Raw genomic sequence first — 26,903 nt, 5'->3', positions numbered from 1 at the left:
GCAACGGGTCGACTGTGATCAGTCACGAGCGACCGGAAATGGCCGATAGCTGCCCATCGCGAAATGGCGCAATCGATCGACGCCCCTAAGGTTAGTTAACTCAAACCAGCACCTGGCGCAAGAAAGTGCGTTCATGTATTCCATAAATGCAGCACATCTGTCTCTATCGAAAGGATCACTGGATGGGTGCGGCGCTGAGGTATAAATCAGCTCGGAAGTGTTATCGCCGAAATCGCGATATCGCATTGACGCGGCCCATCATTCGAACCAGCCTGCCGGCTCGACGAGTACGGCGGCCGCGACCTGAGAAGGGCGATAATTGACGAAGCGGGTGCGCATGCCGAAGTGGCGCTTCCATCCACGGCCCTGGTTGAACGTGATCGCGCCGATGTAAGGATGCGTGCCGCCACCTTTGACACCCGCCTGCGATAGCAGCGTACCCCACTGTGCGCACGCAATGGTTGTGAAAGGCTTCGAGGGCATCTGCCTCCCGCAGCGGTTGAGTTTATTGGCAGCTAAGCACTTGGTAGCCGATCGGCGAGGAAATCCACCAAAGTCTTCACCCTTCGGATCGGCGTGCCAACAGTTGTGACCTAAAGAAGCGACTAAATTTCGTGTTGGATCTCCAGCACCCTGAACGTCACTTTTCCGCCCTCGGTGGGATAGCCGGTGTTGTCCTGCACATACGCACCCGCTTTGAAATACAGGGGTTGGGTCTTCCAGCTCGGATCGATGGTGGTTCTCCAGTTGTATCCTGCTGCGCTGATGCCCAGCGCGCCCTTCGGGCTGAGGTGGATCAGGTAGGAAAAGTTGCGGTTGAGCGGCACACCCGTCGCAATGGTTATGACCTGGCCCTCTTCATCGTCGGGACGCATGCGCACCTTGGCGACAATGTTTCCAGTCGAACCCGACGTTTTGTACTGGTATTCCAGCTTCACCATGGGGCTGTTGCTGTCCTTGTTGTGGATCTGGCCAATCACGATCTTGCCGGTGCTGGGTACCTGATTGACGGCCAGACTCGCCCGCAGGGTGTTATCCGCCGCTGAATACTGCCAGTTGCGCAGCGTTCCATCGCTATAGGTTTCCCGCAACTCGCTACGCGGGTAAAGAGCGTTGGCCGTCCTGGAACCGGTCACAGGTGCCCAGAAGGAAAGGATATCGGCTTCAGAACTGAAATACTGGTCCTTGAACCCTTGCACCAGTCGAGGCGTTTCTATGGTGGCCGGTGGGCTGCCTTCAGGGATGCTTAAATTCCAGGTGGAGAGGTCGATCATGTCAAGGATCCTATATGCGGGGAATGTTGCGGCCACAGTTGCGCTCGAACCCGCGCTATTGACCTGTGTCAATTGGGCTTGCTGATTGTGAAATCCGTATGGCGGTAGATTGACGTCAAGTGTTCGTCGAGGGAGTTATTGCAGGCTTTGTGCCCGCGAGGATGACCGTTAGTCGGTTATTTTGGTAGTTGACGGAACTATTGCGTGTTGGGCTTTTACTGATCTGCAGAGCCGGATGTAGAGGGGAAACAACCGGACAGGTGCACGCTTTCGTCGGATGGATGGCCACAGTTTTTCGCGCCATTACCATCAGTGGCGGGAGTGAGCAGTCTTCGAGGAAATTTATCGCGTATGGAGTGAGTGGCCGTTTATGGCCGAGGCTGTGTAAAAACGTTTTCGAGCAGATTTGACAGTCAGGACAGGAGCAAAAATCGCGCTTCTACGCAAATTTTTGGTCTGCTGACTAACTAAACACTCGCTGATTTTACGTAGCAACGCAGACATCAAAACGGTGCATCCGTTTCTACACAGCCTGGGCCGTTTTCTGCCTGTCGCGAAGGACGGCAACCGCCCCATTGCTGTCTCTCATAGCGGGAAACAATGAGCTGTGGATACGAGCCCATTGCAGTCATACGTTTTCGGGGTTTGCCGCCGCCCAGGTGCCAGGCTCTACACCATTGCACAGGTTTTCTACGCGTCCTAGAACGTGTCCTATGCTGACTTGTACGCCCCCCGATTGAATCCGTTGGTGGCGGGTGACAAGGTTGCCTGTTCTACCTCGAAACATAGGTTTGGTGATCTGGATAAATTCCACCGGTTTGGGACTAAAACCCACTCACGGAGTAGATCCACATGAGAAAAAATACGAACGGTACCGCCTTCTCATTGATTTGCCTCCTCGAACTCGTTGCAGAGCCTGGATTTGCTGGACAGGCGTACTATCAAGGGCAGAATTCCTCGCCCCCTATCGGAGACTATTCAGGCATCGATCCGGCGCGGTCGAGATCAACCCGGATCGAAGGCACTCCATTCAGGACGGCAAAGCCAGGCGAGTCTTTCAGCGACTGGGCAACGTATGCCTATTCAGCCTGTGCAAACTTGCCCGCTGATCGGCAAGGTAACGACCGAGACTATTGCCCGAAGACGGTTGTTGCCACTGCACTGCAACTCGGACTCATTACGGAAGCCGCAATAGCCCATTGCCGTTCGACGCCACGGCTGAACGCCCAGCAATCGGAGGCACAGTCCATTTATAGCTGCCTAGATCGGGGCTCTTTCAATGAAGCAACTGAACGCTCTTCGGTAGTGGATTCCAGTTCCCCATCGAATAAGGCTTCAGCTCTAAACACCACGGGACTCATGAAACCGACTTTAGTTGCGGCCATTCACGCCGCCGACTGGGCCGGCGTTCCGCCATCCGATCTGGATGGCGTCTATTTTCTAGAGACCTTCAGACAGATATCAGTGCAGTGCCCAAACATCGTTTCAGAAGCGTCGATGCTCAAGCTGGAGGCGTCAATTGCAGCCGGCAATATGGAGTCAGTAAATCGCACGCTGTCCGGGCACGGCTCTTCGCAAGATATGGCAATGACGATTTGGGGCTTGGCAAAAGGACTAAGTTACGATGATTGTAGCCAGCTCGGCGGTTACGAATATGAGAGTTGTCTGGCGAAAAATGAACAGCTGGATAAGCCTTTGGTGTCTCCAGAGGCCCAGCAAGATGTCCAGGTACTGGTTGGTCGCTATGGCTGCGGACAGGAAGTTGCTATCTATGCATACAACTTCAATCAGTCCCGGTCGTTGAGGTATCAGCAATTAGGTGCGCGTTACTATATTGACAGTATGAAAAATCCCGGGGATGTCGCCAAATACAGAAAAGTATTCGAGAACTGTGCGCACCAGGCCGGAGATGGGGCGGCGTATGCCTGGTGCGGTTGTTATGTGAAAGGACTGTCCCTGGTTCGGGGCGGCTATGCAAATCCACCCGAAGCGGTTGCGGCGGCGAGTCGCAGTGCTTTTTTCAAAGGGATCAGCTACTTGCCTTCGGACGCCCGCGAGTGTTTGCGCCCAGGCGAGGAAATGATGAATAGTTGGCGAAGTTCGCATTCGCCATTCACCACAGCTTGCCTCGTGTCAACGGCATCGGCAACTGGAAGCACCACACCTGGGCTGATGGAATGCGAATACCAGACAGCCTGGGGGAAAATAGTCGTGCATGATCGAAACTGCGACAGTGCAATTACTTCAAGAACGTGGGGTGATGTTCCAATAAGTTGTCGCTGAGTGTTCAGGTAATGTTCAAATTGCGTTCGCTATAACAACATTGCCACCAGCTCTTTTGCGCCGGGGCACGGATGTCCCTGTCATCGGTCAGGTCAATTACAACTCAGTACCAAATCGGTACCGCGATTGGCAAGCTTCTTGAAGCCAAGTGCTTCAACCTTGCCGTTGATCACAATAAATTTTGCTGTTGCGTCGTCTTTTGACGCACCCCAGTCCACGCTTCCGTCTGTTGATTTTGCGTAGAAATAGGTTCCATCCGCCGGAGTCGGCTCGAATGGCTGTATATGGACTCCTCCTCATTGCAAGCCCCTTTGCTTTGGCTCCCGCGCCGACTGCACACGTATATTCGGCCTCTAAATACAGCATCGTTTCGATGCAGGGCCATGATGGGCTATTCGCGCGTCAGCTCCCGATTGCTTTTTCGTGCTTTTCGCACTTAGACATTAGAGGGTTTTGCCGACGCCGGTTCGACCGGTTTGCCATCGTTCAGGTTGCTTTGCAATCGTGGTTAAGAGTTGTTTCTCTCGTGGAACACGTCGGGTAAATAGATCAGGCCGCTGCCTGATCCGGTTGGTAATCAGTGCCGTGACGCAGCATCGCCCAAGCCATGCGTGCAGTTTTGTTGGCCAGCGCAATAGCGGCCACATTGGGATGTGATCGCTCGGCTAAACGAACGGCCCACTGGCTGAGTCGATCCTCTTTGGATTTGGCTGTGCGTAGCGCCGAGCGCGCGCCATGCACCATCAATGTTCGCAGATACGCATCACCGCGCTTGCTGATACCGAGCAATCGATCCTTACCACCAGAACTGTGTTGCCTCGGTGTCAGTCCCAGCGAGGCGGCAAACTGTCGGCCATTGGCAAACTGACGGGTATCACCGAGAGCGACGACGAGCGCTGTGGCGATCATTGGGCCGACGCCGCGCAGCTGTTGAAGACGGACGGCGGAGGGCTCGCTTGTCGCGATCGCAGTGATCTCGCCGTCGAGTTTGCATACGCGTTCATCCAGCGCACGAAGGTCGCCCCACAAACCATCCAGCAGACAACGAAAGCGAGCCGTCAAACCGTTATCTGCATCTTCTAGCCAGCACGGTATCGCACGACGCAGCATCAGTAATTCCTTCGGTGCAACGAGGCCGTACTCGGCAACCAGCCCACGGATTTGATTGGCTTTGGCCGTCCGCTGTTCGATTAAGCCGGCCCGGATGCGATGCGTCGCCTGGATATCCTGTTGTTCGATCGTCTTGATGGCGACGAATCGCATGGTGGGACGGCTCATCGCCTCACAGATCGCCTCGGCATCGTTCACGTCGTTCTTGTTGCTTTTGACATAAGGTTTAACGAACTGGGGTGCGATCAGCTTGACTCGAAATCCGCGAGCTTCGAGTTGCCGCGCCCAATGATGGGCGCCACCGCAACTCTCCATGCCGATCTCACAACCAGGTTCGATCTTCTCCAGCACCGTTTGAAGCCATTGATCACGAGACAGACGCTGCCGCCAGACCGGCTTCTCATGGCGATCCACACCGTGGATCTGAAATACGTTCTTGGCCAGGTCGACCCCAATGCGCATAAGCTTCATGTGTGGACTCCTTCTCACTGTTGACTGTGGTTCGCACCTTCAGTCTGGCACTCAAGATGCCGAAGTGAGGAGGAGTCCATCCCATTGCTTTTGACCGGGTTGAAGAGTTGTCGTCAAAATAGTCCACTCAGACCCCGCGTTTTGTTTAAATGCAATAGACACCAGTAACGGTAAACTACACTCATTTGTCGCGATGACTTCCTTTTCCATTACCCCTTCGGAACTCAGCTGAGTGGCGCTCGTGGGACCTGACGCAACCGAGGTGGATTGATCCGGCACTGCCGGTCTGGAATTCGGTGCGTCCATAAATGACTCCTGTGGTACCGTCGTTGACCTGCTGTGCAGTAGCGCATATCCCACCCCAGCTCCAGCAGCCAGTATCGCGATGCAGATTAGCAATACCATTCTTCGTTTTGAGGATTTTTCATAGAGGAAGCGAAGCGTTGTATCATCTTTATCACGTAACGACTTTTTCTTGTCGTTCATAATCACTGTTGTTCCGACAAGCGTGTATATAATTACAATGATTGCAGTTGTCTGGGGGTAGCTGAGTGCTTTCTCTCTCATCCATTCGAAACTGAATAAAATGACCTGCAGTATAAAAACAGTCACGATGGAGGTGAGTAGTGCGAGCGGCCAGTAACCCGTGCAAATACTTTTTACATATTGCTCTCGAGTCTCTTCGCTTAGTTGCCCGGTCGATTTTGCTTCCTTTTGCTGCTCGGAATGAGCCGATGCCTCGGCGGCCCGTTCCTTTTTTAGCTCCTCGGCTATCCACGCATCATGCTGGCGACGCAACTCAGGGTCCGAAAGGACCGAATACGCGTCGTTTACCAACTTCATCACCCGCTCGGCCTCTGCCCGTTTATCAGGCGGGACACGATCTGGGTGCCATTTTTGACAGAGGTACTTGTAGGCTCCGCGAATCACCTCGTTGCTGGCGTTGTGAGCAACTTGAAGGTTTTCGTAATGAGAGCGGATCATAAGTCCTCCACACATGCAGGGTGGATCTCAAAGTAGCACTGAGGCTCTTGAGGCGTGCCGGCCCGAATCAAGGCAGCCAAGGGAGAGAATATTGACGCTTCGGGTCTTGGCTGACAAAAATCATTGAAGTGCTTGTGATTTTTTGGGTAAGGCTACCTCAGGGAGGTGACCAAGATGAGTGTAGACCTTAAAGAACGTTTGCTCATTGCGATAAGGGAGGGCGCCACCCTTTGCTCCGGATCGAAACTCCGCTTTTTGCGTGGACGCTGGCTGACCGCTTCTGGCCGAGGCTGTGTAAAAACGTTTTCGAGCAGATTTGACAGTCAGGATAGGAACAAAAATCGCGCTTCTACGCAAATTTTTGGTCTGCTGACTAACTAAACGCTCGCAGATTTTACGTAGCAACGCAGACATCAAAACGGTGCATCCGTTTTTACACAGCTTGGGCCGATAGCAGCCGCCCGCCATCTCGCACCCTTTTCTCCAAATGCAAACCCACAGCGAACTCGCGATGGACTAAAGAACGCCGTGTTTCTCCAGAAGCCCCGCGTTTACGTTCACGACCATCGCGAGCAAGCTCGCTCCTACAGTTTGTTCACCTGACTGATATGAACGCCAATGCGCCCCCGTTTTTCTGAAGTTGCGGTCTGTGCGTAAACGCGGCTGACGGTTCCATTCGCGAACCTATTGACCGAAGGCACTTCACATAAAAAATGTGAAGCCTTTCATACGGTAAAAACCGCTATCTGCGGTCGGCCATGATTAGGGCGATGGATTCAATGGAAACGGGCGCCATGAAGGCGCCCGTTTTTTGTGTCCATGATCAAAGTGGTTCACCAGCATCCATCGGACAGCTAACCTTCTTTTCAGGCAGGCAAATACCGCGTAACTCTCGCATCCAACACCTTGATCAGCGCAGGCTCCATGTACTGAAAAACATCCGGTATGTCCAAACAAACGACGCGCTTGTCCACCAGCTCCGAACCAAATCGAGCCATCAGTTTGTTGCGATGAATCGGCTCCATGACAAATACCAGGTCAGCCCACTGCAACAGTTCCAGGTTGACTGGAACATACGCATCATTGCTGATACCCGCCGACGCAGTTTCCACGCCCGGCCAGTCAGCAAAATGGTGTTCGGCCGTGGGGCTACGCAGGCGGTTTTGGCTGCATATGAAAAGCACGTTCAACATCGTATAACTCCAAACAGTTAACGTGAATCGGGCTCTGGCCAGCGAGATTACCGAGTCACTGCCGCACTCCGAGTGCCCGCGAACGCACTCGTGCCAAGCCAGCGCCACAGGCTTTCCGCATCCTTCACTGCGCCATCCACCCGCAACTCTCGCGACTGAATCACCTCCCGCGGTGTGCGGTCGCCCGCCCACACCTCGGTCAACGCGCGCACGCTGGAGTCCACGACGAGCGTCAGTTCGCGTCCCGGGTCGTCGCGGCACAGGTCGGCCACACCCTCCTCGACCACGAGCCACCACGCTTGCTCGCCGGGCCGGGCGTCGCGGAACTTGAAGTGGATAACCACCGGTCGGGACGGGAATGTCTCGATGCACACGAACCGGCGCACGTCCCACATGAGCAGGCCCGCGTCGAGTTGGTCATCGCGAAGGCGGCTGCCGATCCAGCGCGCGCCCCAATGACCCAGCGCCATGATGATGGGGCGCAATTCCTCGCCCGCCTCGGTCAGGCTGTACTCCCAGACCTTGCCTGCGGCCGTGCGATGCACGACGCCGATTTCTTCCAGATGGCGCAGCCGCTGTGCCAGCAAACCGGTGGACATCCGGGGTACGCCACGGTGCAGTTCGTTGAAACGCTTACTGCCGCACAGCAGTTCGCGCACGACCAAAGGTGTCCAGCGCTCGCACAGTGCTTCAGCACCGCGTGCGACCGTGCAGAACTGACCGTAGCTTTCGTCCATTGCCTGGCTCCGCAATTACAACGCTTCAGATTCTGAACTAGCCCCGCCACTTCGCCACGCGCACGCTCAAGCCTTCGAAGCCAAGTGCCAAAGGAGAACGCCATGACCAAGGTAGCCATCATTCAGCGCCCGCCCGTGCTGCTCGATCGCAGCGCGACGATCACCCGGGCCGTGCAATCGGTCGCCGAGGCTGCGGCGGCAGGAGCGTCGCTGATCGTTTTGCCCGAACAGTTCATTCCAGGTTACCCGTCATGGATCTGGCGGCTGGCGGCGGGAAAAGACGGGGCTGTAATGGGCCAGTTACACACGCGGCTGCTGGCCAACGCCGTTGATATTACGAACGGTGACCTGAGCCAATTGTGCGAGGCCGCCAGGGTTCACGCCGTGACGATCGTGTGCGGCATCAATGAATGCGACCGGTGCAATGGTGGCGGCACGCTCTATAACAGCGTAGTCGTTATCGGCGCGAGCGGCGCAGTGCTCAACCGACACCGCAAGCTCATGCCAACGAATCCCGAGCGCATGGTGCATGGCTTCGGTGATGCAAGCGGGTTGCGCACGGTCGATACACCGGTCGGCCGCGTTGGTACGCTCATCTGCTGGGAAAGCTACATGCCGCTGGCACGCTATTCACTGTATGCCCAAGGGGTGGAGATCTACGTCGCACCCACGTACGACAGCGGCGAGGGCTGGATCAGCACGATGCGCCACATTGCACTCGAAGGCCGCTGTTGGGTCCTCGGCAGCGGCACCTCGCTACGCGGCAGTGACATCCCCGACGACTTCCCGGCGCGTACGCAACTGTTTCCCGATCCTGACGAATGGATCAACGACGGCGACTCGGTGGTGGTCAATCCGCAAGGCCGGATCGTGGCCGGTCCATTACACCGAGAGGTCGGCATTCTGTATGCGGACATCGACGTCACACTCGTGGCGCCAGCGCGTCGGACGTTCGACGTCACCGGGCACTACGCGCGCCCTGACATTTTCGAACTGCAGGTGCGGCGCACGCCGGCGACAACGGTGCGCTACATCGACAGGTGAAGGCAGGCAACGTTCAGGCGATCCATGCCATGTCCGGCGGTATCGCCTGACAATTGATCAAGGAGTCATGCCATGAGCATTGAACGGTCTTACAAGGGCAGTTGTTTTTGCGGCGCAGTCGAGTTCACCGTCAGCGGCGAGCCGGCCGCGATGGGCTATTGCCATTGCGAGTCGTGTCGGCATTGGTCTGCGGGGCCGGTCAATGCCTTCACGCTGTGGAAACCCGAGGCGGTGCACGTGACTCGGGGCGCTGACAACATCGGCACCTATAACAAGACACCGCACAGTTACCGCAAGTGGTGCAAGACGTGCGGCGGGCACCTCTTCACTGAACACCCGGGGATGGGGCTCATCGACGTGTATGCCGCGGTCATCCCGGATCTCGCGTACTCGCCAGGCGTTCACGTCCACTATCAGGAGACCGTGCTGCGCATCAAAGATGGATTGCCGAAGCTGAAGGATGTCCCCAAGGAATCAGGAGGATCGGGCATCAGCGTGGACGAATAGCGCTGACGAGGTAAGCGTCTGGCATGGGTTCGAAGGCAAGTTGAATCTGGCTTCACGGTGTGCCGGACGCTTACACCGGAGCAAATGAATCGGGCGCCTTAATGGGCGCCCGTGCTGCGAGTAAAGCTGATCAGTGCGATTTCTTTGATATCGACGTCCCGGCTTTACTCAACCCTTTCGAGTTGTGATCACCTGGTTTCGAGGCCGAGATTGCACTGGCTTTGGCCACGCCGCGAGTATCTTTGGAATGGGCGATGCCAGACGTCTTTGCGCCATGACCGCGCTCACCATTGCGATCATTGCCGTAGTGGTTTCCGCTTTCGCCACGGTCGCGAACAGCCTTCCCGGCATGATCGCTGCTCAGTCCATTACCGCGGCCGTTACTGTTAGCGCTGCCGTGATCTGAACCGCTGTGACCACCACCTGTACCGCCGCCGTGGCCACCGCCATTACCACCGCCGTTGCCACCGCCATTACCGCCGCCGTTGCCGCCTCCGTTACCACCACCGTCCTTCGCATAGGCGGCGTTCATGATAGTGAGGCCAGCAGGGAGTAATGGGGCGGCTGCAAGCATCATGGCGCATGACATGACAGCAACGAAACTCTTGTTTTTTAAAAGCATGATTGCTTCCATAGGGTTGATATCGCATGTGCTAAGACGCATTTGCCGCCCGACAGTTCAAGTCCTGCGACAGACGGAATGCGGTGCGCACTGACCCAATCCGCACACCGCCAGAAAAAGCGCCACACTCGCCATTCAGGTATTAATCAAAAGCCCCGTTGAGGACTTCGTAGATGAGCCCGGTTGCCAGCGCGACCAGTATCAGGTCGGTGCCCGCTTGCTGCCATTCGTATCCATCATAATGCGGCAGCCTGCCAATCAAGCGACCATCCAGCTTTTTCGCAATGCCGGGTGGAAGAGGCTTTCCCCGAGCGAGGTTTTTCTGAATGCCGGGTGGCAAAGCAGGGCCGGGACTCCAGTAGTCCCTGTATTCACCAACGATCCCAAGAATGCTGCCTCGATTGATACTGGGGCCATGATCCCAATCGCCGCCTCCGGAGTTTTTGCCTTTGCTCCCCTGACCACCCTGATTGCCATGGACTTGGCTGTTTTGCGGATTTCCCTTGCCGTTTCCCTGGCCCTTTCCATTTCCAGGATCGGCCAATGCAGTCGCTGAGCCGCAGACCAGCGCAAGACATGTAATCGCGGCAACCAATGAGCGTGATCTGTGCATGAGTCGTTCCTTCAGAGTGGCGGGATATCTCTCTGAAATTTAGACGCTATTGACGATGTTGGTTCCCGCCCGTTTTGTCTACGCTGGCATGCTGCGGATTTTGGTAGCTCGTAGCACACTAGCCAAGTGGCCAGCTTTATCAGGAGGCGAAAAATGAGCAAGCAACCTCAACCCCGCAGCCGCTCCAACCCTCAACCCAGATCCCGCCCGGTGGTGCCAAATCTACCCAGCAAAACCGGTAACAAGTCCGGGGGCTTGCGCGGCAACTACCCGTCGAAGAAGTCGAAATGAAAAGCGATCATCTGCGAACTTCGGAATATCGCCCGAAGGCTGGATTGTCTGAATGGACGCGTGGTGAGCCAAATAAATGAACGCAAGAGTGCTCAACGCCAGAAGTTCTACTCTTCACCTGCCGCCTCGACACGATTTCTGCCAGAGCGCTTCGCTTGGTAAAGCGCTTCATCCGCCAAGCCGTAGGCGGTATCGAAACTTGTTCCCACTGGACTGGCGCTAACGCCGAAACTCGCGGTGATACGCCGGTTCACCGGACTGCCAAACACATGAGAGGCAATCGCCTCCCGCATGGCGTCCGCAAGCCTCAAACCTTCCACGATTTCTCCGGCAGGGATCAGTACGGTAAATTCTTCACCGCCCACTCGCCCGATTATTCCGCTATCACCCACGATCCGACGCAGGCAGCCGACTATCCCCTGAATGACTGCATCCCCCGCAGGATGACCGAACTCGTCGTTCACTTGCTTGAAGTGGTCAATGTCCAGGACGACCATGACGGCACCGGATTTTTCCAGGGCCTGTACGGTTAGTTCAATAACTGCGCCACGATTCAACACACCCGTCAGGGCATCGTGAGTCGCGCGATACTCCAGTTGGCGAGCCAACGTTTGCAGTTGCGCGTTAAGGGTGTTCATTTCGCGCTCGGCCCGGTCGCTACGGCCGATCAGGCGGCGCGTCTCCCGCATCAAACGCTCGAAATGTGTAGTCATATCGGCAAGCGAACACCGGTACACTTCGGCGTCAGCCTCGCTCAACGCCAAAATGGAGCGAGCGTGTTCAAGCGCATCATTTTCGCTTTTAAACAGGTCGTAAGCCGAATCACCTGAAGTGCTGATGGAAGCGACTGGAGCGGGCATTTTTATCATCCCCTCAGGTAGTAATCGGATGATCTTTGAAAATAATCGAGGTGAAGTCGGCCTTCAGTTCCTCACCAAACTCAAAGATCGTTTCGTCCTCCTCATCGTGGTACCAGTTAACTTCCATCTGGTTACCGGACTGAGCCGCCCGATCAAGCGCATCGAAAATGCTGAACAGCATTTTTGTACTGGAGCTATTGAAATAGGCCAGCGCGATATTCGTTGTAATCGTCGCCCGCTCACGCCCCTGCAAAAAACTGCGCAGGTTGTGGATGATCGGGGCATAAAAAGCAGCAGCGTTTTCGGGATAGGACTCGCCTTTTATCGACAGAAGGTTCTGATCGAAACGGAAGTCTACTTCCGGCGAGGTTGCGGTGGCGTCAATGTAGAAATTATCCATAGCGAATGTGTCACTCGACTCAAATGATGGCTTTAAGACAAAACAAGGTAGTTTCGGGATCATCCGCTCTTGGGTGGAAATCGAACTCCAGTGGCGCGCAAGCGTCGCGCGCCATGGTCAGAAACCCCAAGCCGGCGCCCTTGCTGCCCTCTGGAGTCTCCGCCCGCAACGTAGCTTTGTAGGCGTGCTTGATCTCTTCAAGCGACATGTTGCGCAAGGGCTCAAGCTTCTCACGCAAGCGATCGACATCTGTTGTTGCGACGGGATTGGCGCAGAACATCAGATGGTGCTCGCCGTCCTTGCTTATGCACACCGCGCCCTGACGCAGCACTGACTGATCGGAAACCGCAGCCTGCAACGAATCCGATGAATAGTGGATGATGTTCTGGGAAAGCTCGATAAAGGATGAGAACAACTTGCGCCGTGTCGGACCACTGACTCCGGAAATTTCAAGTTGCAGCTTCACGACTTCAGCCATCGCCGCAATGATATGGTGCGAAAAATAGCCCATATGATAAAAAATGACGTTCCGCTGCTGAGCCAAATCAAAGAAAGTGCAGTCGTGATGCGCGGAGGGGGTATTAAGCATTATCAGTTCCTAATGCGGGCACAAAAAAGGGTCAAGTCGTCACGACGGGCTTGTTCTCCCTGCCAACCTGCAAGCGTACGTTGTACCTCCTCGCAAATGACCGTTGACGATTTATCGCGATGCTCCAATATCGTTTCGAACGCCTTGCGCTTACCAAATGCGATCTTTTTGGGGCCGCCAATCTGGTCCGTCAGGCCATCAGTGACGATGAAGACAAGGCTTCCTGGCGGCATGTGAACGGTACTCACCCTCCACGCATAGTCGAAGTCGCTGTCAACATAACCGACCCCCATTCGTTGACCGGCAATTGTTTCAAGCTCGTCGGCGTCGGGCTTCAACACATTCAACGACATTCTGGCTCCGGCAAAACTCAGTTGTTGAGTGGCCGTATCGAACCAAAAGAAAGCAGCATCGAGGCCGTCATCAGACTCCGGGGTGCCATCCAGTCCGTTGACTTGTCCCAGCAGCCCTTTCACGCCTCGATTGACTGCCGAAAGGAGATTCGCAGGGTCACGTGGTCCTATCTGGGCAAGCGCCTGGGTTAAAGAAGATGAGGCGATCAGGGTCATGAAGGCCCCAGGAACGCCGTGACCGGTGCAGTCTGCAATAGCACCGAACCATCCATCCGGGTAGGCGCAAAAATGGTAAAAGTCGCCGCCCACTACGTCCCGTGGCTCCCACAGCAGTGCCGCGTCATCCAGAGTGGACGCCAAGGCGTCACGAGACGCCCGCAGCATCGCGCGCTGAATGACACTCGCGTACTCAATGCTTTGCATCATCTGGCGGTTTTTTTCGGCTTGCATTGCAGCCACCACAGCCATCAACTGCAAGCCATTTCCCAACCCCATGAAGTGGCCGTCTTTCGTCACGATGAAGCCATCCGCGAGGGCCTTTTCACCATATTCCACAGTCTTGAACGTCAATTCTTCGATGCTCATCTCGGCATCTACAATTAACGGTTCCTTGTCCATGAATGCGATACAGCTCTTTTTGTCGTAAAGCTCACGGTGAAACGGTTTGCTCATTTGGGACAGGAATATGTTTCGATTGATTAAACCTACCGGGCGCGCGTCTTCAACCACAGCCAGGCACACCATCTCCCGCTGCGCAGTGAAAATTTCCATCACGAGGGTGTTGGTGCTCTCCAAGCCGATCGCAGGCGCCTCATTGCACAAATCGCCTGCGCATTTATGATCTCTTGGTAGCTTGGGACGCATGAAGGTGAAGTGTTCTGCGTTCATACTGAAATCATCGCGCCGATTAATTAAATGAAGAACCATAGCCGATTGATATTAAACTGATATTACAACGCAGAATTTGATCTTGATCAGGGGCGAGCCGCTTAACCGACACGACTAATTAATTGATTACAAAAGAATATTTTTACTCGCCGGCCTGCGAATTTCACGCTTGGCAGGCTTGGCAGGCTTGGTGGCCAGGATGGCTACTTATTGCGTCGGGGGTGGGCACAGACCTTTGCCACGTCATTCCAGTATTACTTGCCTCTATATCTGCCATTTTTTACGTGCACCGTCGAATACACCAAAGAATGATGGCAAACAGCTACTCTCCCCACGATCTCTCAAGTCCCCCATAAACTGACAACCTATTGGAATCCCTGACTCTGCAGGTCGGTCTGGAGTTAGTGGCGCCAAATGATCTGTGGCGAGGGGATTTAGCGAAACGTCGCACCGCCCCGTTGGGTCGCGAAGCCGCCCCAGCAGTAATTGTCCTGATTGACGACTGCTTCGCAGCCGAACGGGGCGGTGCGGCGGTCCGCTAAATCCCCTCGCCACAGATTTCTTGCCCACCTGTGCGATATCGCCCCACGTTGAGAGAAATCCCCCATAAACGGGCAGTATTACCCCCATTCTGTGTCAACTTTTTTGCTGGAAAACTGGCCAAGTACTCAGGTTGCGCTGCCGGCGGGGAATTATGGGCTGTTCAATCTTTTGGCATAGAGAATGCTGTGCGTTCACCAACGCATTAATTGAAAGTTTGAAGTTGTTACCACTGGAAAAACAGCTTTCCTGGGCACTCCCCATGAATGCAGCCGTTGCCTTGCTAATACACCTGCGCCGCAGATCAGCCGCGCATTGCCAGCCCTACTGAGGAGTTACCTTTATGCAAAGTGAGCCGCTAATCCTCACGGTGGTACTCATGTTTTTCATCTTTTCGATAGGGGCAGCCTGGGGTCTTATCAGCTTGTTCAACTGTTAAGAGTCAGTGGAAAGCAGTCATCACGTTTGGCTTACAAGCGGCGTGCGTGTCGAAAACCGATAAATAGAAGCAGGGCAAGCAGACCGAGGACAAGTCCACGACCAGTAGCCGGTTCTATCACTGGCTCAAGGTGATCTTGTTCGCAGGCAGCGCTATTGAGTTGCTCGACAGTAATGCGCTGAGATTGCGTAGAAAACAGCTTTTGGCGAATCAAGACCTCCGCCTCTTGCTCCAGATCCAACACCTGATACTTCCAGAGCGTTGATGATCCTTCTCGGCAGTAAGTAAACGCGGCGGGATGGGGGGCGGCGATTATACAAGCGTCGTTGATGCCCAGTTTTTGCAGCGTTTCTGTTGCGGATCGGGTGAAGCCCAGGTCGAAGTCCGGAATAACCCCGGTAGCAGAAGCGGCGAGCGAAACCAACAGGCTGCTCATGGCGCAGGTAGCTGAAATGTTCAAGGCTGGATCCCCTTTTCCATTCCCTGGTCAGATGTTGATCGAGCGTTTCCCACGGCCCGACATACAGACTTGCGAGTGTGGTTCACCCATTTTCAAGCTGACAAACGGCCACTCTTTTTTAAAAGAAGGAGGGCATCCATGCCCTCCCCTCCGCTTTCCACGTTTCTTGCAACAGTACTGATCAGGACCTCAAGTGGCGAGAATGAAGTCTGTGGCAGTGACGGTTGTCGCATCGGCCACACCGACCAGGCGGATGGAGTCAGCTCCAGCGAAGCTGACCAGGGTATCCGCACCTACATCGGCGATGGTGACGCTGCCGGCAAAGGTCGCGGCATTGATGTTGAGCGCGGAGATATCGAGGCGGTCCTGCCCTCCTCCCGCGATGGCATCGAAGCCGAGGATCTGATCGGTCCCGAAGCCCGCTGCGAACATGAAGATATCGTTGCCACTGCTGGCAACCATCATGTCGTTGCCGGCACCGCCTGTGACCGTATCGTTGCCATTACCGCCATCGATAAAGTCATTGCCGATACCACCCAACAAGGTGTCGTTAGCGTCACCACCCAGCAGCGTGTCGTTGCCATCGCCGCCCTGGAGCAGATCGCTGCCGGTACCGCCATCCAGGCTGTCATCACCCAGTCCGCCGAGCAGCGTGTCGCTGCCTGTTCCACCATTCAATACATCTGCCCCGTCACCGCCGTCGAGGCTGTCATTGCCATTACCGCCGCTCAGGGTATCCGTGCCAATGCCACCGAACAGTTGGTCGTTACCGCCGTCGCCATTCAGTGTGTCGTTGCCGCCGTTGCCGGTGAGGATGTCGTTGCCGCCGCCACCATTGAGGGTGTCGTTCCCCACCCCGGCGGTGATGACGTTGTTCAACCCGTTGCCGTTGCCGGCGAAGTTGCCGGTTCCGGTGTAGGTCAGATTCTCGACATTACCGCCCAGCGTGTAGCTGGCCAACGAAGTCTGCACGGTGTCCGTACCGCCACCCCCCACCTCGACCACCACGTCTGCGGCGGCATCAACAATGTAGGTATCGTTGCCGGCGCCCCCCACCATCCGGTCCGCACCCGCACCGCCATCGAGGAGGTCGTTACCCACCCCGCCGGTGATGGTGTTGGCCTGAGCGTTACCGGTACCGGTGAAGTTACCGGCGCCGGTATAGGTCAGGTTCTCGACGTTGGCATCGAGCTGGTAGCTCGTCAGGCTGGTTTGCACCAGATCGGTACCACCACCCAGCGCCTCGGTGACAAGGTCACCGACATTGTCGACCACAAAGGTGTCGTTGCCGGCACCGCCGTTCATGGCATCCGCGCCGAGCCCACCGTTTAGGGTGTCGTTGCCATCCTCGCCATTGAGGACGTCGTTGTCGGCCCCGCCGTTGAGGATGTCGTTGCCTGTGCCGCCAAACAACTGGTCGATACCGGCAAGGCCATTCAGCGTATCGTTCCCGCCCAGGCCAAGCAGTACATCGTTACCTGCGGCGCCGGTGAGGGTGTTCGCCAAAGCGTTGCCCTGCAGCACCAGGCCAGTCAGTACCGTGACCGCTGCCGTTGCCGCAGAGGTCACCGACTCCAGCGTGCCGAAGCCATCGGTGTAGCGCACGATCACCCGTAGTTGCAGGTTGCCCTGCGCCACACCAGGGGTGAAGGTCGCAGCGGTCGCGCCGTTGATGTTGGTGAATGAATTGCCGACACCTTGCTGCCATTGGTAGCTGAAGGTGCCCAGCCCGTCCACATCAGCAATCCCGCCCGTCAGCGCGGTCAGTACCTGCCCTTGATCCGGTGTCGTATCGCTGATCAGCAACGCGCCTGTCGGTGCATCGTTGACGTTTTCCACCGGCCCCAGGATGTTGGACGAAACGCTTTCGGCCACACCGAAGTTATCCACGTAACCGATCACCACGCGCACTTCCTTGTCGACCTGAGCCTGACCCAGCGCGAACGTGCTACCGGTAGCGCCGGCGATGTTGACGAAGCCAAGCCCGTCGTTCGCCTGCCACTGGTAGGTGAACTGCGGATTGCTGCTCAGGCCATCGGCGTCGATGATGCTCGACGGGTCAGCGGTCAACAGTTGGTTCTGCACGGCAAGCCCGGTAACGGTCGGCCCTTCGGTCGGCGTACTGTTCCCGGACGAGTCGACGATCTCCAGTGTGCCCTTGGCATCCTGGTACACCGCCCGGACGCGGATGTTCAGACCCGCCTCATCGGGCCCCACCAGGAAGGTGGTGCCAGTCGCCCGCGATGCCTCGCCAGCGGCGAGGAAGGTGATGTCGTCATAGACACCTGTGCCGGGAATGGTTTCGACTTGCCAGTAGTAAGCCACCCCACCGGTCACCGCACCGGTCGGATTGGTCGCGCTTTGGTTGTCCGCGTCGCGTACCGCCGAACCACTGACGCGCAGCAACTGGCCGGCGACAGGCGTATCTTCACGCACGCCGGTAGCAGCATCGAGGATGGCCAGATGACCCGATGGATCGTTGTTTTGCGCGGTGCCGACTCCGGACGCCAGCGCCACGTCAGCGAACTGCAGACGCTCGATGCCCGTCAGGCGATCGACGCCATCACGCCCTGCCACCGAGTCGGTGACAATGACCGTGTCGCCATCGATCTCGATGCCGTATTCCCCGAAATTACCGGAGTACAACGCCGTGTCGAAGCTGTCATTGCCGGTCAGAATCTCCCGCACGATGACCAACTGGCCCGGGTTGTAAGTACCGTTCAGCATAAACGGCACCAGCGGCTCCATGCTGTCGAACGTGGCGATTTCATCGCCAGTGCCATCAGCGTTCTCCCGTACGCTGATGCGTACGTTCAGCCACTTGTCACCATCGATGATGTCGTCCCCCCCCCGACCTTCGATCAGGTCGCTGCCGCTACCGCCGAGGATGATGTTGCCGCCATCGAAGAACGTCGCTCCGTCGGGCAGCAGATCAGCCAGGCCGTCGATCAGGTTGATGTTGGTCAGCACACTGCCGGTTGCACCCGCAGTGGGCAGCGATGTGGCATCTTCGTTATCACCGCGCAGGAAGTCACCGTGGGACGAACCCGACAGACCTTCCACGATGTCGAAACGCACCAGCGCCGAAGCACCCGAACCCGGTACTGGCGGAACATCGAAAAAGCGGTCGGTGAAGTCAATGGACACGCCCTGGGCGAGCCCTTTGAAGGTTGCCCAGTCATAGCCGGAGCCGCCGATATAGCGGTCACCGAAGCCGAGACTGCCGACCATGATGTCGTCACCGCCTTCTGCGTTGAACTTATCGTTCTCGTTACCGCCGATGAATACATCGTTGCCGATTATAGGGTCGTTACCAAGCGGGTCGAAGTTGTCGCCAGGTGCACCGTCCGAAGTGCCCTTCTCGATCCAGTCGTCGCCTTCGTTGCCCATGTCCTGTTCGTTGGCTTTGCTGCCCAGAATGAAGTCGTTGCCGTGGCCACCTATGGCCTCGGAGGCGTCCTCGCCAGTAACGATGAAGTCATTGCCGAACCCGCCAATGATCAGGTTGACGCCGTTGCCACCGTGCAGCACGTCGTTGCCGTCGCCACCCTGGATGTTATCGTCGCCGCCCTTGTCGGTGATGATGTCGTCGCCGGCACCACCGCGCAGTTGGTCGTTGCCGTCACCGCCTTCAATGCGATCGTTGCCGCCGTCGCCCCAAACCGTGTCATCCCCCTCACTCGCGATGAGAATGTCTGCACCGTTGGTGCCGCCCATCACGATGTGCTCTTCACCCGTGTATTTGACGTAGTTGGCGTCCGCCTCCGCGGTCAGCGGGTTGTCGCGGAACACCACCTGCTCGCCGTTTTCGCCAAGCGGATCGGCGTTGCCCAGGCCATCGTTGTATTGCTTGCTCTGGTCCCTTTCCAGATAGAACGCAACGTCCGAGAACACCAGGCCCGGCAAGTGCGTGGCCGAGGTGTTGGCCATGATCAGCTTGGCGAACGAGTTGCTTTCCAGCTCGGCATTCATCGACAGGCCAGCGGTACGCTCCAGATAGTAGAAGCGGTCGCCGTCCTGCAGTTTTTCCAGCTGGTTCTCGAACACGAAGTTGAAGGTCGAGCCGAGCATGCCGCCAAACGGGGTTTTCTGTTCGGCCAGGCCGCCGATCCAGAGGTCGATGGCATCGACCCCCGTGATAGTCACACCCTTGAGATCGTCGGCAGTACCCAGCAGCCCATCCTTGCCGGCCCGCGTTACGTTGGCCCAAGTGCCAGTGCCGTTGAGGAAGTCCAGACGGTCTGCCGGCGCATCCGTACCGCCAAATACCAACGCCATGGCTGCAGCGCGTTTGCCTTCCAGCGTGGTCGCCTCCGTGATCGTTTCATGGGTGCCATAGGCTGCAATGAAGTTGATCAACGACTCCGGATGTTTGAGGTGCTGCACCAGGTCGACCCAGCTGGTGTACGGCTTGAGTTGGGTATCACCGGTTTGGCTGTAGATGTCGCGGCGGATCGCATTGAGCGAGGGAATCCCGACATCGCGGCCACGGGCGATGTTGATCGCCGGCAGGTCGAGCGGCAGGCCGAGCAGGTTGTTACGCAGCGCCTCGGTGACGAACTCGTCGATTTCGTTACCGGCTTGCCGAGTGATCCCACGCACGATCGCACTGGTCGCGTCCTCGGGCGTCACGCCGCTGGCGGCGTACGCCAACGGGTTGAGGAACGCTGCGATCAGGCCGAGTTGCTGATCAGGATCAGCACTGTTCGGATCGCCGACCACGTTGAAATCGACGTCGAAGCGATCGACGGTCTCGGTCAGCATCGAGTGGCCAAACCGGTACACGGTATGGGCGAACTCGGCGACGATCGAGGCATCGAGGTCAACGTCATAGACCTGGGTCGGTGCGAAAAACAGATCGACGTTAGGCTGGATGGTCCGGGCAAACTCCTCGAACACCAAGTGCTGATACTGCATCTCGGTGCCGAACTTGGCAGCCTGGAACAGGCGCTCGCCATTCCACACCAGCGCATCGATCTCCGCCTGATTGACTGGCAACGCGCTCACTGGCGTGAGCAGCCACTCGTTGAGGAAAGCCACGTCACCCGAATCGAGCACGGTGTCCTTGGTTTGCGCGACCAGCCGATTGTGCTCGGAGTGGAAGATCGCATGCACCGCAGTCAGGCCGATGTTCTCGTTGACCCGGCCGTCGCCAGCCATGTAATGCGCATCCAGCAACTCGTTGTCGTAGGCCAGGTTGGCACCGGTCTGCGGATTGACCGGCACTGCATTGCCAATATCGGAATCCCCGTCAGGCGCGAGCACGCCACCGCTGAACACCGGCGCGGCATTGTGGGCAATGTCGACGAGGAACTGGTGACCGGTACGCACAGCATTGGTCAGGCTAATGGGGGAAAGCGGATTGCCTTCGACGAGGACGTCATCAGCCGTGCCGCCAAGCCCGTCAGCCCCCTTCATCACGACCATCGGGAAGCCGTTCGGTCCCTTGATGAAATTGCCATAGGCGTCGGTCGCCAACAGTGGGGCGTTATCGACGTCGGCATCGGTCAGGTGGATACCCAGAATGTCGTTGGCTTGCGCCTTGACCACTTTCCAGGTCGCCATGCCACCGATTTCGCTGTCGTCCGAGGTACCAAACTTGCCATCCGTTCCCAGGTCACGGTTAGTGATCAGCCTGCCCGTCGCGATGGGGCCGTCGTCGGTCAGCAGATAACCGCGCAGGAACACCTGATGCGATGGGTGCGAGCTGTAGGTCTGGTTTTGGTCCACGAACGGCGAGGTGGTGTTGGTGTGCTCATGGATATCGTCGGCCGTGCCGAGAACGCCATCCGCCCCTGGCAGGTTGGTCGCGCGGGTCAGCACCATGAAGTTGGCGTTGCCGCCTGGCACATACAACGGATCATCCGGTTGCAGCGGGATGAAGATGGTGCCCGAACCGCCTTTGGTCACCAGGTCAAGACCGTGATCAAAGAACTGCCCGAAGAAGGTCATCCAGGCGTTGAACGGCGCGGACAACCCCGCATCCGGCGCGGTGTTCTCGAACATATACACGTCGTGGTCGTCGCCAGTACCGAACTGACCATCCAGGCCGGGGCTGGCGACTATCCGTACGCCATCCTTGAGCACGTCGTCGTTACCCGGCGTGCCGAAGTTGAGCACACCGTCCGCGCCCGCGTCGTAAGCCGTGGCATAAGCCGCCGGGTTGTTCGACGTCTGGTCGACGATCAGATTACTGATAGTGCGCGGCTGCGAGTCAAACACATTGCCGCTGTTCTGCTGATACGACGATCCCGGAATGGCCGGCGAACCGGGACCAAAGAACCCGGCAGGTGCACCTTCCGCTGGATTGAAGACCGGATCGGTCACGCGCGGGAAGACGTTATCGGCGGCACCAAACTCGGTGTTGTTGATGCCGTTGAGGTTCATCAGGTTATTGTTCGAGCCATCGACCGTACGCAGGCCCAACGGCGCGCGGATATTCGGGATCAGCGAGAGGATGTCCTGACCGGCCGCGTCAGCCTCGGCAATCTTGATCTGATCAAGGATGAAGTTGAGGTCGGAGCGGACCATGTTAAGGCCCACGCCACCCTCGGTGGCATTGACTACCGGTGCCTGCGCCGTCGGCACAACCGGCGCGCCGGGTTCCACCACGGCAGTCGGCTGCGAGAACAGCACTTCAGTCGTGCCATGACCATCCTGATAGATCGCCTTGACCCTCAGTGACAGCCCGGCAAGATCAGGCGAGACCTTGAAGGTGGTGCCGTCGGCGCTCTGGAATGCCAGGTCACCGGCAGGCAGCAGAATGATGTCTTCGAACACGCCGGTGCCCGGGTCGGCTTCGAATTGCCAATAGTAGGACACCGAGGCGTTGTTGATAAAACCCTGCAGATTACCCACCGTTATGTTGTTCGCATCGCGCACCCCGGCCACGTTCACCGTCAGCGTGTCGCCCACTGTGATTGCGCCGCCGTTTCCATCCGTGACGGTCGGCCTGCCCGTCGGTTGTGCATTCCCCGCCACCAGCACTCGCTGGGTATCGGCGAACTGCAGGCGTTCGATATGCAGCAGGGTATCGGTGCCGTCGCGACCCACTACGGTATCGGTCACCGTCCAGACATCATCCGCCACATCGGTCGTGCCACGGGTGTCACGCGTCACCACATACTCGGACTGAAGTCCGGAGAAAATCGCGGTATCGAAAGCCGCTCCGCCCGTCGAGGTGCCGGGCAGGATTTCCCGCACGGCCTTGAGCTGCCCCGGGTTATAGGTGCGGTCCAGCATGAACGGAATCATATCGACCATGCTGTCGAAGCTGGCGATCTCGGGGCCGGTATGGTTGACGTCACCGGCGTCATACACCGCAATCCTGACGTTGAGCCATTTGTCGCCATCGATCAGATCATCACCACCGCGGCCCTCGATCAGATCGCTGCCATTGCCACCCAGGATGATGTTGCCCGTGGCAAAGCCGGTGGTGGGCAAACCGGCATCGGCCAGAAACTGCTCCAGTCCGCGGATCAACGCCACATTGGTCAGTGCACTGCCCGTGGTACCACCGTGGTTGATGATTGTGTCCGCATCAACATTATCGCCCTTTAGCACATCGCCGAATTGCGAACCGGACAAGCCTTCGACCTCGGCAAAACGGTCGAGGATCGAGGCCGGCGACGCGCCGACCGGATTGAACGGCCCGTTGTTCTGGTTTGGCGCGTTGCCGTGTGGCTGCGCCAGTGCAGCCATGGTCAGGTCAACGGTCACGCCGACTCTGTCATTTTTGTGGGTCACCCAGTCGAAACCGGACATGCCGTCCATATTGTCCTGGGCATCGCTGCCGACAAAGATGTCATCGCCACCCTCGCCGATCATTTCGTCGAAGCCACCACCACCGACAAAGATATCGTTGCCGATCACATCGTCATTGAGCAAAGGCGAGGCGTTATCGCCAGGCGCGCCGTCCTGGGTGCCCTTTTCGATCCAGTCATCGCCTTCGTTGCCGGTAGCTGGCAGGTTGGTCTTGGCTCCGAGAATGAAATCGTCACCCTGGCCGCCGAAGGTGATGCTGACGTCTTCGGTGGTGATGATGAAGTCCTGGCCATCGCCCCCCAGGATCAGGTTGCCTCCAACCAGCATGCTACCGGCGATGATCACATCGTTACCGTCATTGCCTTCCAGACGGTTGTCGCCGAACGAGTCGGTGATGATGTCATCGCCCGCACCGCCCAGTACCGCATCGTTCCCGGCGCCGCCTTCGAGGAGATCATTGCCGCCGTCGCCGTAAACGGTGTCATCGCCCTCACCGGAGATGATGATGTCATCGGCAGCGGTGCCGCCGAGGACGACATGATCTTCACCGGTGTAATGCAGAAAATTACTGTCCCCACCCTCGGTGTCGGGGTTGTCGCGGATCACCAGCGGCACGATTTCCACACCGTTGATCATGATGCCGCCCGTCGGATCGGCGCGGCCGCCGACGCCAAGGCCAGTGTACTGATTGGCCTGGGTCACTTCGAGGGTGAACGTCGGCGTCAGGAACACGGTATTCGACAGGTGGGTGACATCGGTGTTGAGCATGATCAGCTTGGCAAAGGAGTTGTTCTCCAGCTCGGCGCCGAAGTTCAGGCCCGCGACGCGCGACAGATAGTAGAAGCGGTCACCGTTCTGCAACGCCTCCATCTGCGTTTCAAACACGAAATTGAACGACGAGCCGAGCATACCGCCGAACGGCATCTTCTGCTCGGCGAGACCACCGACCCAGAAGTCGATGTCGTCAACGCCGGTGATGGTCACGCCCGTCCAATCGTCTGCGGTACCCAGCACCCCATCCTTGCCGGCCGTCGTGACGTTGGCCCAGTCACCGGTGCCATTGAGGAAGTCCAGGCGGTCAGCCGGCGCACCGGGACCACCGAATACCAGCGCCAACGCTGCATCGCGTTTGCCTGCCAGCGTCGTCGCATCCGTAATCGTGTCATGCGTGCCATAAGCCGCGATGAAGTTGACCAACGACTCGGGGTGCTTGAGGTTGTCCGCCCAGTCAGCCCAACTGATGTACGGCTTGAGTTGGCTGTCACCGGTTGATTGGTAGAACTCACGCCGCGCCTCATTCAACGTGGGGATGCCAGTGTCGCGACCACGCGCCAGGTTCAGGGCCGGCAAATCGAGGGGCAGACCGAGCAGATTGTTGCGCAACGCTTCGGTGACGAACTCGTCGATCTCATTGCCGAGCTGACGGGTCACACCGCGAATGATCGCCCCTGCCGCTTCGTCCGCAGTCGCCCCGCTGCCGGCGAACGCCAGCGGGTTGAGGAAGGCCGCGATCAGACCGAGTTGCGAGTCCGGATTGTTCGGGTCAGTGAGGAGCGGATTGAATTCGGGGTCGAAGCGATCGACGGTCTCGGTCAACATCGAGTGACCGAAGCGGTACACCACGTGGGCGAACTCGGCGAGGATGGCCGGGTTGATCGAGGTATCATAGCCGTTGGGGGCCAGGAATTCGTCGACCTGCGGCTGAACGGTCCGCGCGAACTCCTCGAACACCAGATGCTGGTACTGCATCTCGGTACCGAACTTGGCGGCCTGGAACAGGCGTTCGCCGTCCCACACCAACGCCGCGATATCGGCGGGTGCAGTCGGTATTGCGGCCACATCGTCCACCAGCCACTCATTGAGGAACGCCAGATCGCCGGCGGCCAGGATGGTTTCCTTGGATTGCTGGACCAGGCGGTTGTGCTCGGAGTGGAACACATGGTGCACGGCAGTCAGGCCGATGTTTTCGTTCGCCCGGCCATCGCCGGCAATGTAGTGAGCGTCGAGCAGTTCGTTGTCGTAGGTCAGGTTGTTGCCGCCCGGGCCCGCTGGCTGGGCATTGCCGATATCGGCGTCAGTATCCGCCTGCAGAACCCCGCCGACGACAACCGGCGCGGCATTGTGGGCGATGTCGTCGAGGAAGCCATGCCCGGTGCTCACGGCGCTGGCCAGACTGATCGGAGCATCCCGGTTGCCTTCGACCAGTTGCGTGACGTCATCAGCCGTACCGGCAATACCGTCAGCGCCGTTACTGATGCGCATCACCACCTGCGGCATACCGTTCGGGCCCCGAATGAAAGCGCCATACGCATCGGTTGCCAGCATCGGCACGTTATGCACATCGGCGTCGGTCAGGTTGATGCCGAGAATGTCACGGGCCTGAGCCTTGACCACTGCCCAGGTCGCCATGCCGCCATTTTCGGCGCCGCCATCATCTGAAGTGCCGAACTTGCCATCGGCGCCCAGATCGCGGTTGGTAATCAAGCGCCCCGTAGAAACAGGGTCACCTGCGGCGTTCAGGACGTACTCGCGCAGGAACACCTGATGCGAGGGGTGCGAGCTGTAAGTCTGGCTCTGGTCTACGAACGGCGAGGTGGTGTTGGGCTGGCCATCATCGGCAGTGCCGACAATTCCGTCCGCGCCGGCTGTGCGTACTGCCCGTGGCAGCACCATGAAGTTGGTCGGGCTGCCCGGCACGAACAACGGATCGTCCGGCTGCAACGGAATAAACACGAAGTCGGTACTGCTCTTGCTGAGCAGGTCGAGGCCGTGATCGAAGAACTGGCCAAAGAAGGTCATCCACGAGTTGAAGCCGGCGGTCAGACCGGCGTCCGCCGACTGGTTGGGGATGAAGAACACTTGCGTGTCGTCATCCGTGCCAAAGACACCGTCGGGACCTGGGCTGATCACCGGGTCGGCACCGCCGTTCGCCGCCACCGCGGCCGGGTTGCTGGCAGTCTGATCAACGATCAGGTTACTGATAATCCGTGGCTGCGGGTCGACCACTGTCCCTGTCCCGGTGTATGACGCCAGAAACGAGGGGTCAAGCAGACGCGGGAAAGCATTGTCCGCGGCGCCAAACTCGCTTTGCCCGGTGACCAGGTTGTTGTAGCTGCCATCGACGGTACGCAGGCCGAATGGCACCTGACTGTTGGGTAGCAAATCACTGAGGCTGGCGCCGTCGGCGTGCGCTTCTGCGATGAAAATTTGCTTGAGAATGAACTCCAGATCGGACTTGTTGAAATTGGCCATTTGCTTGCCCTCGATCTCTTTGGGGAAGGACACGGGACGATAAGAATCCGCCCACGCCCAGTCAGGTGCTGACTTGCGCAGTGTGTTGGTTCATTTTTTTTGGCGAGAGCAGACGCGGGAAGACAAAGCCGTTAAATGGCCCCCCGGGATGCGCGCCTGGAATTCGCGAAAGAATGGCTCGCTTTGCCATCAGGCAGAGCGAACCCCAGCCCTGGGCGGGCCATGGAAA

The 26,903-nt window shown here is 57.6% G+C and carries 17 protein-coding genes and 1 pseudogene; 4 read left to right on the top strand and 14 right to left on the bottom strand.

From position 1 onward, the window contains the following. Positions 1 to 198: 198 nt before the first annotated feature. A pseudogene (locus ACYZTL_RS26515) lies at positions 199 to 496 on the bottom strand (hypothetical protein); the annotation flags it as partial. A gap of 109 nt (positions 497 to 605) precedes the next feature. Beyond that, positions 606 to 1,274 carry a polysaccharide lyase family 7 protein gene (locus tag ACYZTL_RS26510; protein ID WP_461950012.1) on the bottom strand — a complete coding sequence of 223 codons (669 nt, stop codon included), beginning with the start codon at positions 1,272 to 1,274 and terminating at the stop codon, positions 606 to 608. An 852-nt stretch (positions 1,275 to 2,126) separates the two neighbouring features. Between ACYZTL_RS26510 and ACYZTL_RS26505 the strand changes: the two genes are divergently transcribed. After that, entirely contained in the window at positions 2,127 to 3,557 is a 1,431-nt protein-coding gene (locus ACYZTL_RS26505; protein WP_461954221.1) for a hypothetical protein, read from the top strand. A 549-nt stretch (positions 3,558 to 4,106) separates the two neighbouring features. Here the strand turns inward: ACYZTL_RS26505 and ACYZTL_RS26500 are convergent. The 4 genes from ACYZTL_RS26500 to ACYZTL_RS26485 form a co-directional block, all read right to left on the bottom strand. Then, positions 4,107 to 5,138, bottom strand: coding sequence for an IS110 family RNA-guided transposase (locus ACYZTL_RS26500; protein WP_461950015.1), 1,032 nt, complete (start codon positions 5,136 to 5,138; stop codon positions 4,107 to 4,109). Between the two features lie 51 nt (positions 5,139 to 5,189). Next, positions 5,190 to 6,122 carry a J domain-containing protein gene (locus ACYZTL_RS26495; RefSeq protein WP_461954220.1) on the bottom strand — a complete coding sequence of 311 codons (933 nt, stop codon included), beginning with the start codon at positions 6,120 to 6,122 and terminating at the stop codon, positions 5,190 to 5,192. An 866-nt stretch (positions 6,123 to 6,988) separates the two neighbouring features. Further along, positions 6,989 to 7,315, bottom strand: a complete 327-nt coding sequence (locus ACYZTL_RS26490; protein WP_461954219.1) for a low molecular weight protein tyrosine phosphatase family protein — start codon at positions 7,313 to 7,315, stop codon at positions 6,989 to 6,991. Between the two features lie 47 nt (positions 7,316 to 7,362). Next, entirely contained in the window at positions 7,363 to 8,052 is a 690-nt protein-coding gene (locus ACYZTL_RS26485; protein WP_461954218.1) for a winged helix-turn-helix transcriptional regulator, read from the bottom strand. A 102-nt stretch (positions 8,053 to 8,154) separates the two neighbouring features. Here ACYZTL_RS26485 and ACYZTL_RS26480 point away from each other — a divergent pair, with 102 nt between their 5' ends. Further along, a complete protein-coding gene (locus tag ACYZTL_RS26480; RefSeq protein ID WP_461954217.1) occupies positions 8,155 to 9,096 on the top strand; it encodes a carbon-nitrogen hydrolase family protein in 942 nt (313 codons plus the stop codon). 72 nt (positions 9,097 to 9,168) lie between these two features. Then, positions 9,169 to 9,603, top strand: a complete 435-nt coding sequence (locus ACYZTL_RS26475; RefSeq protein ID WP_461954216.1) for a GFA family protein — start codon at positions 9,169 to 9,171, stop codon at positions 9,601 to 9,603. Positions 9,604 to 9,733: 130 nt separating this feature from the next. Here the strand turns inward: ACYZTL_RS26475 and ACYZTL_RS26470 are convergent, their stop codons facing one another. Both ACYZTL_RS26470 and ACYZTL_RS26465 read right to left on the bottom strand, forming a co-directional pair. After that, positions 9,734 to 10,225: a hypothetical protein gene (locus tag ACYZTL_RS26470; protein ID WP_461954215.1), complete on the bottom strand. Its 492-nt coding sequence runs from the start codon at positions 10,223 to 10,225 to the stop codon at positions 9,734 to 9,736. Positions 10,226 to 10,367: 142 nt separating this feature from the next. Beyond that, on the bottom strand, positions 10,368 to 10,838 hold the full coding sequence (locus ACYZTL_RS26465; RefSeq protein ID WP_461954214.1) for an anti-virulence regulator CigR family protein: 471 nt from the start codon (positions 10,836 to 10,838) through the stop codon (positions 10,368 to 10,370). A gap of 153 nt (positions 10,839 to 10,991) precedes the next feature. On the opposite strand from ACYZTL_RS26465, the gene ACYZTL_RS26460 reads away from it, so the two are divergent. Continuing rightward, positions 10,992 to 11,129 carry a hypothetical protein gene (locus tag ACYZTL_RS26460; protein WP_461954213.1) on the top strand — a complete coding sequence of 46 codons (138 nt, stop codon included), beginning with the start codon at positions 10,992 to 10,994 and terminating at the stop codon, positions 11,127 to 11,129. A 107-nt stretch (positions 11,130 to 11,236) separates the two neighbouring features. On the opposite strand, the gene ACYZTL_RS26455 is transcribed toward ACYZTL_RS26460, so the two are convergent. The 6 genes from ACYZTL_RS26455 to ACYZTL_RS26430 all read right to left on the bottom strand — a co-directional run bounded on the left by ACYZTL_RS26455 (position 11,237) and on the right by ACYZTL_RS26430 (position 26,674). After that, positions 11,237 to 11,989, bottom strand: a complete 753-nt coding sequence (locus ACYZTL_RS26455) for a GGDEF domain-containing protein (RefSeq protein WP_461954212.1) — start codon at positions 11,987 to 11,989, stop codon at positions 11,237 to 11,239. Positions 11,990 to 12,002: 13 nt separating this feature from the next. Beyond that, positions 12,003 to 12,389 carry a DUF1987 domain-containing protein gene (locus ACYZTL_RS26450; protein ID WP_461954211.1) on the bottom strand — a complete coding sequence of 129 codons (387 nt, stop codon included), beginning with the start codon at positions 12,387 to 12,389 and terminating at the stop codon, positions 12,003 to 12,005. A 19-nt stretch (positions 12,390 to 12,408) separates the two neighbouring features. After that, positions 12,409 to 12,978: a SiaB family protein kinase gene (locus ACYZTL_RS26445; protein WP_461954210.1), complete on the bottom strand. Its 570-nt coding sequence runs from the start codon at positions 12,976 to 12,978 to the stop codon at positions 12,409 to 12,411. A gap of 2 nt (positions 12,979 to 12,980) precedes the next feature. After that, positions 12,981 to 14,195, bottom strand: a complete 1,215-nt coding sequence (locus ACYZTL_RS26440) for a SpoIIE family protein phosphatase (protein WP_461954384.1) — start codon at positions 14,193 to 14,195, stop codon at positions 12,981 to 12,983. A 1,034-nt stretch (positions 14,196 to 15,229) separates the two neighbouring features. After that, positions 15,230 to 15,658 (bottom strand): hypothetical protein, encoded by a 429-nt coding sequence (locus ACYZTL_RS26435; protein WP_461954209.1) that lies wholly within the window; start codon positions 15,656 to 15,658, stop codon positions 15,230 to 15,232. Positions 15,659 to 15,847: 189 nt separating this feature from the next. Beyond that, positions 15,848 to 26,674 carry a peroxidase family protein gene (locus ACYZTL_RS26430; RefSeq protein WP_461954383.1) on the bottom strand — a complete coding sequence of 3,609 codons (10,827 nt, stop codon included), beginning with the start codon at positions 26,672 to 26,674 and terminating at the stop codon, positions 15,848 to 15,850. Positions 26,675 to 26,903 lie beyond the last annotated feature (229 nt).

The sequence above is a fragment of the Pseudomonas sp. LB3P81 genome (genome assembly GCF_054897965.1).
This window is presented reverse-complemented; position numbering and strand designations above follow the sequence as displayed.

What these genes read in the sequence shown, in the direction of transcription:
- ACYZTL_RS26480 (WP_461954217.1), top strand. Translation starts at nt 8,155, where the DNA reads ATGACCAAGGTAGCCATCATTCAGCGCCCGCCCGTGCTGCTCGATCGC.
- ACYZTL_RS26505 (WP_461954221.1), top strand. Translation starts at nt 2,127, where the DNA reads ATGAGAAAAAATACGAACGGTACCGCCTTCTCATTGATTTGCCTCCTC.
- ACYZTL_RS26445 (WP_461954210.1), bottom strand. Translation starts at nt 12,978, where the DNA reads ATGCTTAATACCCCCTCCGCGCATCACGACTGCACTTTCTTTGATTTG.
- ACYZTL_RS26495 (WP_461954220.1), bottom strand. Translation starts at nt 6,122, where the DNA reads ATGATCCGCTCTCATTACGAAAACCTTCAAGTTGCTCACAACGCCAGC.
- ACYZTL_RS26460 (WP_461954213.1), top strand. Translation starts at nt 10,992, where the DNA reads ATGAGCAAGCAACCTCAACCCCGCAGCCGCTCCAACCCTCAACCCAGA.
- ACYZTL_RS26510 (WP_461950012.1), bottom strand. Translation starts at nt 1,274, where the DNA reads ATGATCGACCTCTCCACCTGGAATTTAAGCATCCCTGAAGGCAGCCCA.
- ACYZTL_RS26440 (WP_461954384.1), bottom strand. Translation starts at nt 14,195, where the DNA reads ATGCGTCCCAAGCTACCAAGAGATCATAAATGCGCAGGCGATTTGTGC.
- ACYZTL_RS26490 (WP_461954219.1), bottom strand. Translation starts at nt 7,315, where the DNA reads ATGTTGAACGTGCTTTTCATATGCAGCCAAAACCGCCTGCGTAGCCCC.
- ACYZTL_RS26470 (WP_461954215.1), bottom strand. Translation starts at nt 10,225, where the DNA reads ATGCTTTTAAAAAACAAGAGTTTCGTTGCTGTCATGTCATGCGCCATG.
- ACYZTL_RS26450 (WP_461954211.1), bottom strand. Translation starts at nt 12,389, where the DNA reads ATGGATAATTTCTACATTGACGCCACCGCAACCTCGCCGGAAGTAGAC.
- ACYZTL_RS26455 (WP_461954212.1), bottom strand. Translation starts at nt 11,989, where the DNA reads ATGCCCGCTCCAGTCGCTTCCATCAGCACTTCAGGTGATTCGGCTTAC.
- ACYZTL_RS26475 (WP_461954216.1), top strand. Translation starts at nt 9,169, where the DNA reads ATGAGCATTGAACGGTCTTACAAGGGCAGTTGTTTTTGCGGCGCAGTC.
- ACYZTL_RS26465 (WP_461954214.1), bottom strand. Translation starts at nt 10,838, where the DNA reads ATGCACAGATCACGCTCATTGGTTGCCGCGATTACATGTCTTGCGCTG.
- ACYZTL_RS26500 (WP_461950015.1), bottom strand. Translation starts at nt 5,138, where the DNA reads ATGAAGCTTATGCGCATTGGGGTCGACCTGGCCAAGAACGTATTTCAG.
- ACYZTL_RS26485 (WP_461954218.1), bottom strand. Translation starts at nt 8,052, where the DNA reads ATGGACGAAAGCTACGGTCAGTTCTGCACGGTCGCACGCGGTGCTGAA.
- ACYZTL_RS26430 (WP_461954383.1), bottom strand. Translation starts at nt 26,674, where the DNA reads ATGGCCAATTTCAACAAGTCCGATCTGGAGTTCATTCTCAAGCAAATT.